General features: G+C 49.6%; 11 protein-coding genes. 6 read left to right on the forward strand and 5 right to left on the reverse strand.

Going from position 1 to position 9940, the window contains the following annotated elements; all coding sequences use genetic code 11:
* Positions 1-6 precede the first annotated feature (6 nt).
* The 3 genes from priB to rplI are packed head-to-tail and all read left to right on the forward strand — an operon-like array spanning position 7 to position 1045.
* Entirely contained in the window at positions 7-321 is a 315-nt protein-coding gene (gene priB, locus AB3G37_RS02655; RefSeq protein WP_071988424.1) for a primosomal replication protein N, read from the forward strand.
* 4 nt (positions 322-325) lie between these two features.
* A complete protein-coding gene (rpsR, locus tag AB3G37_RS02660) occupies positions 326-553 on the forward strand; it encodes a 30S ribosomal protein S18 (RefSeq protein WP_004392491.1) in 228 nt (75 codons plus the stop codon).
* Positions 554-592: 39 nt separating this feature from the next.
* Entirely contained in the window at positions 593-1045 is a 453-nt protein-coding gene (gene rplI / locus AB3G37_RS02665; protein WP_009636750.1) for a 50S ribosomal protein L9, read from the forward strand.
* 69 nt (positions 1046-1114) lie between these two features.
* On the opposite strand, the gene AB3G37_RS02670 is transcribed toward rplI, so the two are convergent.
* Positions 1115-1831: an OapA family protein gene (locus tag AB3G37_RS02670; protein WP_369789627.1), complete on the reverse strand. Its 717-nt coding sequence runs from the start codon at positions 1829-1831 to the stop codon at positions 1115-1117.
* 817 nt (positions 1832-2648) lie between these two features.
* Here AB3G37_RS02670 and fklB point away from each other — a divergent pair.
* The gene (fklB, locus tag AB3G37_RS02675) at positions 2649-3269 is read left to right on the forward strand and encodes an FKBP-type peptidyl-prolyl cis-trans isomerase (protein ID WP_009636752.1); all 621 of its coding nucleotides are present in this window, start codon (positions 2649-2651) and stop codon (positions 3267-3269) included.
* Between the two features lie 87 nt (positions 3270-3356).
* Here fklB and AB3G37_RS02680 read toward each other — a convergent pair whose 3' ends face one another.
* Complete coding sequence (locus AB3G37_RS02680; RefSeq protein ID WP_369789628.1) at positions 3357-5318, reverse strand: bifunctional 2',3'-cyclic-nucleotide 2'-phosphodiesterase/3'-nucleotidase; 1962 nt, start codon at positions 5316-5318, stop codon at positions 3357-3359.
* A gap of 258 nt (positions 5319-5576) precedes the next feature.
* On the opposite strand from AB3G37_RS02680, the gene cysQ reads away from it, so the two are divergent.
* The gene (gene cysQ / locus AB3G37_RS02685; RefSeq protein ID WP_369789629.1) at positions 5577-6320 is read left to right on the forward strand and encodes a 3'(2'),5'-bisphosphate nucleotidase CysQ; all 744 of its coding nucleotides are present in this window, start codon (positions 5577-5579) and stop codon (positions 6318-6320) included.
* Positions 6321-6375: 55 nt separating this feature from the next.
* Here cysQ and AB3G37_RS02690 read toward each other — a convergent pair whose 3' ends face one another.
* Positions 6376-6933, reverse strand: coding sequence for a YtfJ family protein (locus tag AB3G37_RS02690; RefSeq protein ID WP_369789630.1), 558 nt, complete (start codon positions 6931-6933; stop codon positions 6376-6378).
* 417 nt (positions 6934-7350) lie between these two features.
* Between AB3G37_RS02690 and AB3G37_RS02695 the strand changes: the two genes are divergently transcribed.
* Positions 7351-7554 (forward strand): DUF1107 domain-containing protein, encoded by a 204-nt coding sequence (locus AB3G37_RS02695; protein ID WP_009636756.1) that lies wholly within the window; start codon positions 7351-7353, stop codon positions 7552-7554.
* 115 nt (positions 7555-7669) lie between these two features.
* Here AB3G37_RS02695 and AB3G37_RS02700 read toward each other — a convergent pair whose 3' ends face one another.
* Together AB3G37_RS02700 and msrA are read right to left on the reverse strand one after the other, a co-directional pair.
* Positions 7670-9004, reverse strand: coding sequence for a hemolysin family protein (locus tag AB3G37_RS02700; protein WP_009636757.1), 1335 nt, complete (start codon positions 9002-9004; stop codon positions 7670-7672).
* Positions 9005-9253: 249 nt separating this feature from the next.
* Positions 9254-9901, reverse strand: a complete 648-nt coding sequence (gene msrA, locus AB3G37_RS02705; protein ID WP_009636758.1) for a peptide-methionine (S)-S-oxide reductase MsrA — start codon at positions 9899-9901, stop codon at positions 9254-9256.
* Positions 9902-9940 lie beyond the last annotated feature (39 nt).

Consider the following 9940-nt stretch of genomic DNA (forward strand, 5'->3'; position numbering starts at 1 on the left):
ATTGTGATGACTAATCGCCTGGAGTTGTCTGGCACTGTGTGCAAGACCCCCATTCGTAAAGTCAGTCCATCGGGTATTCCTCACTGTCAGTTTGTGCTTGAGCACCGCTCGCAGCAACAGGAAGCCGGATTTAACCGACAAGCATGGTGCAGAATGCCCGTGGTTGTTAGTGGACACCAGTCACAAGCATTAACTCACAGTATAACGGTCGGCACGCAACTCACTGTTTCCGGATTCATTAGCTGCCATCAAGGTCGCAATGGACTGAACAAAGTGGTGTTACATGCCGAGCAGATTGATTTGATAGATTCTGGAGACTAGCCTAATGGCACGTTATTTCCGTCGTCGCAAGTTCTGCCGTTTCACCGCGGAAGGCGTTGTAGAGATCGATTATAAAGATATCGCTACGCTGAAAAACTACGTTACCGAAAGCGGTAAAATTGTACCGAGCCGTATCACTGGGACTCGTGCAAAATACCAGCGTCAGCTCGCTCGTTGTATCAAGCGCGCTCGCTACCTTTCTTTGTTGCCATATACTGATCGTCATCAGTAATAGGCCACTGTCCATAAACGACTTTGAGAGGTTAAGGTAATGCAAGTTATTCTGCTTGATAAAGTAGCAAACCTGGGCAGCCTGGGTGATCAAGTTAACGTTAAAGCGGGCTACGCTCGTAACTTCCTGGTACCACAGGGCAAAGCTGTTCCTGCTACCAAGAAAAACGTTGAGTATTTCGAAGCACGTCGTGCAGAACTGGAAGCTAAATTAGCTGACGTTCTGGGCGCCGCTGAAGCTCGCGCAACCAGCATCAACGAACTGGGCTCTGTTACCATCGCGTCTAAAGCAGGCGACGAAGGTAAACTGTTCGGCTCTATCGGTACCCGTGACATCGCTGACGCAGTAACTGCGGCTGGTGTTAAGGTTTCCAAGAGCGAAGTTCGTCTGCCAGAAGGCGTTCTGCGCACTCTGGGTGAGCACGAAGTGGACTTCCAGGTTCACAGCGACGTGTTTGCCAAGCTGACTGTAGTACTGGTTGCTGAAGCGTAATATTACGCTTTAAGTAGTCTGTCAAAACGCCGGCCTTGTGCCGGCGTTTTGCATTTTAAGAGCGGGGATTTAGCGCTGGCGCTGATAGCTTCCATCTGACTGGCGAGTAAAGGTCACAGTATTATTTTGATCGTTAGTCACTTGCAAGGCAGTCACGACCCCTTGGCTATTAACCTGAATTCTAACCTGCTGACCGGCGTGCAGATTGCTCAACGGTTTATCATTACCCTCCACCTGCGCCATGGCAAACACGTCATTGACCATCAGATTGTTATCGCGGAACAGCTGGGCCAGCGTCTGACCTGACTGAATCTGATAATTTCTCCAATTACCCTGCGGCTGCTGAGTTGCCGGCTGCGAGTTGTCATTCTGTTGAAGCTGAGTGGTTCGCCCCTGTTCGTTGCGTAAATCGGCCTGCATCGGTATCGAGGTTGGCTGATCCGAAGGCGCATAGGTATTTGTGGGTGAATAAGGCCACAGCATTGCCACCAATACCACGAAAATGCTGACAATAATCCAGCGGCGGTGGAACAGCGGCAGTGGCTCCATCCAGTGAAAATCGTCGCTCAGGTGCCAGATTTTTGACAGCGGTGATGGCGCCCTTGGTTTTAATACTGGACGCTCAATTGCACCTGCTTCCAACTCCGAATCTTGTGACAGACCAGCCTCGTTTTCCGTCTCTGGGGCTTTCTTGCGCAATGGCCTTTGCATAATCGAAATCCAGGATCTCAACATCGGTTGATAAATGCGGGTGGCCTTCCTTCTCCTGGGCGGGTATTTGCCCATGACAACCTCTCTTGTTACGCCAATTACTAATGAAATCAGATGTAAATAACCTAACGTTAGTATAGCTGTTTAACCGCCTCTCGCGATATCCCCTTCATCCTTTGAAATACAGGAGCGTTGGCCGCCTTCACTCACTCCAGTCACTGACTTGTGTCAGCTCCTGAAGATTCGCTCAGTTGCCGCCTGCCTGTATTCCAAATGCTATTGGGGAACCCCCCTTCATCCTTTGAAATACAGGGGCGTTGGTTGCCTTCACTCACTCCAGTCACTGACTTGTGTCAGCTCCTGAAGATTCGCTCAGTTGCCGCCTGCCTGTATTCCAAATGCTATTGGGGAACCCCCCTTCATCCTTTGAAATACAGGGGCGTTGGTTGCCTTCACTCACTCCAGTCACTGACTTGTGTCAGCTCCTGAAGATTCGCTCAGTTGCCGCCTGCCTGTATTCCAAATGCTATTGGGGAACCCCCCTTCATCCTTTGAAATACAGGAGCGTTGGTTGCCTTCACTCACTCCAGTCACTGACTTGTGTCAGCTCCTGAAGATTCGCTCAGTTGCCGCCTGCCTGTATTCCAAATGCTATTGGGGAACCCCCCTTCATCCTTTGAAATACAGGAGCGTTGGCCGCCTTCGTTCACTCCAGTCACTGACTTGTGTCAGCTCCTGAAGATTCGTTCAGTTGCCGCCTTCGTTCACCTCTGTCACTTATTTGTGCAAGGTGAAGCGGGGTGTTACCTATCGTTTTTCGCTGTAATATTTTACCCAAAAGTCCTGCGCTGTTATGCTGCGTCTTCGACTTTTTATGATTAAAGGAAATTCCATGACAACCCCTTCATTTGACAGCGTTGAGGCTCAGGCAAGTTACGGTATCGGCTTGCAGGTCGGTCAACAGTTGCAAGAATCTGGTTTAGAAGGCCTTGAGCCTGATGCTCTTCTTGCAGGTTTACGCGATGCGCTGGAAGGGAATACCCCTGCTGTGCCAGTTGACGTAGTTCACCGTGCGCTGCGTGAAGTTCACGAACGTGCTGATGCCGTTCGTCGTCAACGTCAGGAAGCCTTGGCCGTTGAAGGTCAGGAATTCCTGGCTACCAATGCACAGCGTGAAGGCGTGACCAGCACTGAATCAGGCCTGCAATTCTCTGTAATCACTCAGGGTGAAGGCCCAATTCCTGGCCGTCAGGACCGCGTTCGCGTTCACTATACCGGCAAACTGATTGACGGCACGGTATTCGACAGCTCTGTACAGCGTGGCGAGCCGGCTGAGTTCCCGGTTAACGGCGTCATTGCTGGCTGGATTGAAGCACTGACTCTGATGCCAGTGGGTTCCAAGTGGCAGCTGTATATCCCTCACAACCTGGCTTACGGTGAGCGTGGTGCTGGTGCATCTATCCCGCCATTCAGCGCGCTGACTTTCGAAGTTGAGCTGCTGGAAATCCTGTAATCTATTGATTGCATAAAGAAGCACAGAAGTTGTGATTTAGAAAAGGCGCTTTGAGCGCCTTTTTTGTTGCCGACGATCTCATCACGTTTAATGACGCTGCGACTGCAAGTCTATTTGATAGAGAGCAAAACCCACTGCGTCAGTGCCTATGGCGATCATCGGATATTGGGCCTGAGTTTTAATGAACTCTGCGGCTTTGGCGTCCGGTGACGTTTCAAAACGAATATCTAGCGGCTGCGAGGCGTGAATCGGTGCTAAACGCCAGTTATTGTCGGCGCTTGGTGTAACCGCCCCATGCTTTTTGCTCTCGGCACTGATGTAAGCCGCGAGCACCGCACGGTTTTCGTCGGGCGAAGCAAAGGCAACGTGCTTGTCGCCGGTACCGGCAAATTTACCGCCGTAAGCGCGATAATTATTGGTCGCCACCAGGAAGACTGCGTCGGGTTTAACTGGCTTGCCCTGATAGGTCAGGTTTTTAATGCGTTCAGCATTTTTACTGATGAGATTGCACTCGCCGTCAAAGCGAGCGGGCTGGGTGACATCGATCTGATAGTTAACGCCGTCAATTACGTCGAAATTATAGGTACGAAAACCTTCCCAGTTAATCAATGACTGAGGTTTACTGCTGTTAACATCAATCTGATTAAACTCTCCTGCCGAACATTCCAGCCAGTCCTTTACTTCCTGACCCGTTACTTTCATGACGACCAAAGTATTTGGATAAAGATAGAGATCGGCGGCATTGCGAAAGGTCAGCGGCCCTTTTTCAACTTCTACAAAGCTGGCCGGATCGTTTTTACGCCCACCGGCTTTGAAAGGTGCAGCAGCAGAGAGTACCGGAAGATCTGCCAGATCGGGATCGCCCTGAATAAAGTGTTCTGTGTAGGCTTTCTGCGCGTTATTGACGATCTGCACTGTCGGATCGTCCTGAACTAGCGAAAGGTAGCTGTACATATTGGCCGTAGACTTGCCGATGGGCTGGCCGACAAACTCGCGGGTGGCATTATGATCCGCCTCCAGTACTTTCACTAACTTGGGATCTTCCGCCGCCAGGGATTTTTTTGCTGCAAGATCGTAAATCGGCCGCGCCTGGGCCTTGGCATGGCTGACTTTCCAACTGCCATCGTCATTATTCAGTACCAGATCCACCACGCCAAGATGGTCACCCCACATGCCCGGCATTACTGCGGGTATGCCGTTTAAGGTGCCCTGCTGGATATCCGCGCCTTTGATATTGGCAAACTCCGCGCTTGGGAACACCGCGTGTGCATGGCCAAACATAATCGCATCGATGCCTTTTACCTGGCTGAGATAATAGACCGAGTTCTCAGCCAGCGTTTTGTAAGGTTCGGCAGAAAGGCCTGAATGCGGGATAGCAACAATGATATCGGCACCTTGTTTGCGTATTTCCGGCAGCCATTTTTTGGCCGTTTCGGTGATATCAGCCACTGTGACCTTGCCCTGTAAGTTAGTTTTGTCCCACACCATGATTTGCGGTGGTACGAAACCGATATAGCCGATCCGCAGATTGTGGGTTTTGCCTTCGCTGTCGGTTACCTGATTATTGGTAATGATAAACGGCGTAAACAGCGGCTTGCCGGTTTTTTCGTCAATAACATTGGCATTGATATAGGGAAATTTTGCTCCGGCCAGGGCTTTTTTCAGATAGTCCAGACCATAGTTGAACTCGTGATTCCCCAGATTACCCACCGCATAGTCGAGGGTATTCATTGCCTTGTAGACCGGGTGGATATCACCGGTTTTAAGCCCTCTGGCCGCCATATAATCACCCAATGGACTGCCTTGAATAACGTCACCGTTGTCTACCAGCACCGAATTTTTGACTTCGCTACGGGCGGCCTCAATCAGGCTGGCGGTACGCACCAGGCCAAATTTTTCGGTAGGTTTATCTTTGTAATAGTCGAAGTCCATCATATTGCTGTGCAGGTCGGTGGTTTCCATGATGCGCAGATCCACCGTAGCTGCCTGTGCTGTTACCGCCAAAATTGAAATTGCCAGTGCAGAAAGTTGAAGGTGACGCTTAAGCATAATAAAGGCTCCGTCAGAGAAGTTTTGCAGGGGAAATAAGACATGTATCTCAAAAATATTAGAGAATGTAACCAGCTGTCACTAATAAGTGTGATCTATGACGAATTAATAGCCGAGACGACGTAGGGAAGATTATCCAAATAAATTGCTTTGAAATTAAATCATTAACAGAATCTAAATACGGGATGGCTATTAGCGGCAAAAAAAACTAGGCTTAATTAAATATGATGAATTCCTGAATTAAGTACTGAGGTGACTATGTTGGAACAAATTTGCCAGCTCGCCCGCGATGCAGGCGTTGCGATTTTGAAGGTCTACGACGGAGAACAGCCGCTCAACGCCCGTCAGAAAAATGATGATTCACCGGTGACTGCCGCAGACATTGCCGCGCATAACGTGATCAAAAAAGGGTTGCTGGCGTTGGATCCTTCGATACCGCTGCTGTCGGAAGAAGATCCGCCTTCGTGGTCCGTACGTCAGAACTGGACCCGTTTCTGGTTGGTTGACCCTTTGGACGGCACCAAGGAGTTCCTTAAGCGCAACGGCGAGTTTACCGTTAACATTGCATTGATTGAAAACGGTAACCCGGTGCTTGGCGTGGTATACGTGCCGGTGACTGGCGTAATGTACGCCGCCGCCGAGGGCAAAGCCTGGAAAGAAGAAGACGGCCAGCGGGTCGAGATCACTGCCCGCGAAGCGCATCCGCCGCTGGTGGTGGTGAGTCGCTCACACAGCGACGATCAGGAGTTGCAGGATTATCTGGCGCAGCTCGGTGAGCATCAGACGGTAACCATTGGTTCCTCCCTGAAGTTTTGTCTGGTCGCAGAAGGTGCTGCCCAGCTTTATCCGCGCTTTGGACCAACCTCAGTGTGGGACACTGCTGCTGGCCACGCCGTGGCGAGCGCCGCCGGTGCTACCGTCACCGACTGGCAGGGTCAGACCCTTACCTATACTCCGAAAGAATCATTCCTTAATCCTGGATTCAGGGTTTCGCTGTTTTAAGCTGTTTAAATAAACCTGTCAGGTTAAGCGGGGAGTAAAAGCGCTATTCGGGCTTTTACTCCTTAACCAACTGATTCACCGTATCTATCACTTTCTGCACTTCCTGCGATGTTAACGTGCCTTCTTTGGCGAAGCGAATCATCCCGTTTTTATCCAGCACGATGATAGCTGAGCTCTTGCTCTGTAATTGCCACGCCTTTTTAACTTCCCCGTTGCTGTCGACGATGACCTGTGACCAGGGAAACTCTTTTTTACCGCTTTCAATGCTGTTACGCACAAACAGGCCGGTGCCTATAATGGCGTCGTCAGTATTCACGATAGTCGTGGTTTGGTAGCGATCGCGCGGCAGATTATCTTGCCGAATTGCCTCAATCAATGGTTCATTCATCTCTTTTGCCGCGGTTCTGCCAGCCATGTGCTGAACGATGCGCACCTTGCCGGGCAGCTTGGCGCTATTCCAGCGGCTATAGCTAAATTGCTCATTTTCATAGCTCAGCTCACCTTTGTCGTCCACGCCGACGGCGGCAACGCGGCTGCCGATCTCAAAATTGTGGGCTGAAGCCATAAATGGAACTAATAAGCAGGCTATAATTAATAAATACTTCACGGACATAGATTCTCCTGCCAATTTCTTTAAGGGAAGGGATTTGTGATGAAGACAACAGTTTTACTTGAATGAATCATAGGCAGGATTTAAGTGGTCTGTCCTGTTGGAATGTCAACAATGTGCAGTCCTTAGCAAAAATTTGGATTTTGTCTCATAGCCCGGAGGGGTAAAATAGTTAAAAATTTATGCGCTGTAATATTCGGTACACATTGAAGGGTTAAACTGCCCAGCGTTTATAAATTAACATTCAGTATCGTCAGTCTGTGTAAAAGTAGTGAAATAGACTGGTGGCAAAGGAACTGAGTGCTATCTTTTAGGTCTACTCAGCGTATAGCAGTACAACTCAGACAATCTGCAATCAATAGCATTAATCAACGCAGGGTCTGGGCCAACGAAATACTCAAGGGAGGAAAGTGAAATAAGATGAGGATCTTCCAGCGTTATAATCCACTAATCGTGGCGAAGTATGTGAAAACGTTGTTCAGAGGCCGTTTGTACATCAAAGATGTCGGTGCATTTGAGTTCGATCAGGGCAAGATACTGTTGCCAAAAATTCGTGACAAACGCCATTTCAGCGTAATGTCTGAGGTGAACAAACAGGTTGTTCATCTGCAGCTCGAAGCATAACAGGCGACAAAGGGCGCTGAATGTTTTCTCTGAGCTAAAAAATGCTGAAAAAAGGCCGCTAAATCAAAGCGGCCTTTTTAGTTTTTATCTTCTGAATCTGCCTGCAACCAGCCCGCTATGAGGCCAGCGAATCTTCAGCAGATTTTGGAAGTAGTGAGGCTACCGGTTTGTCAGTAATTCGAGTGACCAACAGCTGATCGATTTTGTAGCTGTCGATATCTACCACTTCAAATTTGAAGCCGGCGAATTTCACAAAGTCGGTGCGCTTAGGAATTTTACGCAACATAAACATCATGAAGCCGCCAATGGTTTCGTAATTACCAGACTGCGGGAAGTCTTCGATATGCAGCACGCGCATCACGTCTTCAATTGGCGTGCCGCCTTCAATCAGCCATGAGTTTTCATCACGGGCAACAATCTGCTCTTCCATGCCCTGACCAACCAGATCGCCCATCAGTGTAGTCATCACGTCGTTCAGGGTAATGATGCCAACGACCAGCGCGTATTCATTAAGAATAACGGCAAAGTCTTCACCGGCAGTCTTGAAGCTTTCCAGCGCTTCAGAAAGGGTCAAGGTGTCGGGGACGATTAGCGCCGAGCGAATTTGCACCCCGCTGCTCAGCATCAGGCTCTGATTTCCCAATACGCGATTCAGCAAATCTTTGGAGTCGACATAACCGACAACCTGATCAATTTGCCCGTCACATACCAGAAACTTCGAGTGGGGATGAGTCGAGATTTTATTTTTGATGCTGTCTTCGCTTTCGCGCAAGTCAAAGTAAATGACGCTTTCACGCGAGGTCATTGACGACGGCACGGTGCGCGATTCGAGTTCAAAAACGTTTTCAATCAACTCATGTTCCTGCTTGCGCAGCACGCCAGCCAACGCACCGGCTTCAACCACGGCATAAATGTCGTCGGAAGTAATGTCGTCATTACGCACGGTCGGCAGCTTGAACAGGCGGAAAATCATGTTCGCCAGTCCGTTAAAGAACCAGACCATAGGGCGGCAAATCATCAGGCAGAAACGCATCGGGTTGACTATCCGGACGGCAACAATCTCGGGTGAAATCATACCGATGCGCTTCGGGGTAAGGTCAGCGAACAAAATAAACAGGCTGGTGACCAGAACAAAGGAGCAGATAAAGCTGACCTGATCGGCGAGTTCCGGAGACAGGAACTTTTCGAAAAAGGTTTGGAAAGCCGGGGAGAAGGCAGCGTCACCGACGATACCGCCTAAAATGGCAACGGCATTGAGACCAATTTGTACAACGGTGAAGAACAATCCTGGTGTTTCTTGCATCTTGAGTACACGAACGGCGTTGATGTTTCCTTCATCTGCCAAAAGTTTGAGTTTGATTTTGCGCGATGCAGCCAGCGATATCTCAGATAAAGAGAAAAAGGCACTGATCGCGATTAATAAAAGAATCAGTAAAATACTGTTTAACATAATCTATCCGTTTAACACCGGCTCGGAGGCCGACAGGGAAAGGTAATTCGTTTGGTATTGTTAAAAGAAAAATCACTCGCAGGTGATAAAAGCTAAGATAACAGCAAGAAACGTTTTACCGGGCCGCGATTGCGGCCCGCATAGTATAGCAGTGCCAGTGATATCACCGCTACTGCTGAATCTCTAGCCGTTTTATGGTGCCAACTTAATCCCTTAACTCAACCCTTCTACTATAGTAAACAACGTCTGTCAGCCTTGTCGTTGAGGAGGAAGACAGACGCCGATACCGCCAAGGCCACAATAGCCCTCAGGATTTTTGTAAAGGTACTGTTGATGATCGTCTTCTGCGTAGTAGAAGGGCATGGCTTCGCTGATTTCGGTTGTTACCGCGCGAGCATCGCCAGCTGCTTTCATCGCGTCCTGGAAGCGTTGCAGGCTGGCCAGTGCTGCAAGTTGCTGTTCGCCACTGAGAACGTAAATAGCCGAGCGATACTGGGTACCAATGTCGCCGCCCTGACGCATACCCTGCGCCGGATCGTGATTTTCCCAGAAGGTTTGCAGTAACTGTTCATAGCTGACTATTGTTGGGTCAAACACTACGCGAACCACTTCGGCATGAGCAGTTTGGCCGCTGCACACTTCACGGTAGGTTGGATTCGGCGTGAAACCGCCGGCGTAGCCCGCAGCAGTGCTGTGAACGCCGTTCAACTGCCAAAATAGGCGTTCGACGCCCCAGAAGCAGCCCATGGCAAAAATGGCGACTTCCATGTGGTCTGGCACGTGGGTCATGGAATGGCCGTTAACGGCATGAAGCGTAGCAACCGGCATGGGTGTTGTACGGCCTGGCAGCGCGTCTGCTTTGCCAATAGCCCGTGTTTTATCTGAGAGTTGAACCACGAATGACTCCAGTAATTTTATTCGATAAGGTTTGTTGGT

The sequence above is a fragment of the Rouxiella sp. WC2420 genome (assembly GCF_041200025.1).
Classification (GTDB): Bacteria; Pseudomonadota; Gammaproteobacteria; order Enterobacterales; family Enterobacteriaceae; genus Rouxiella.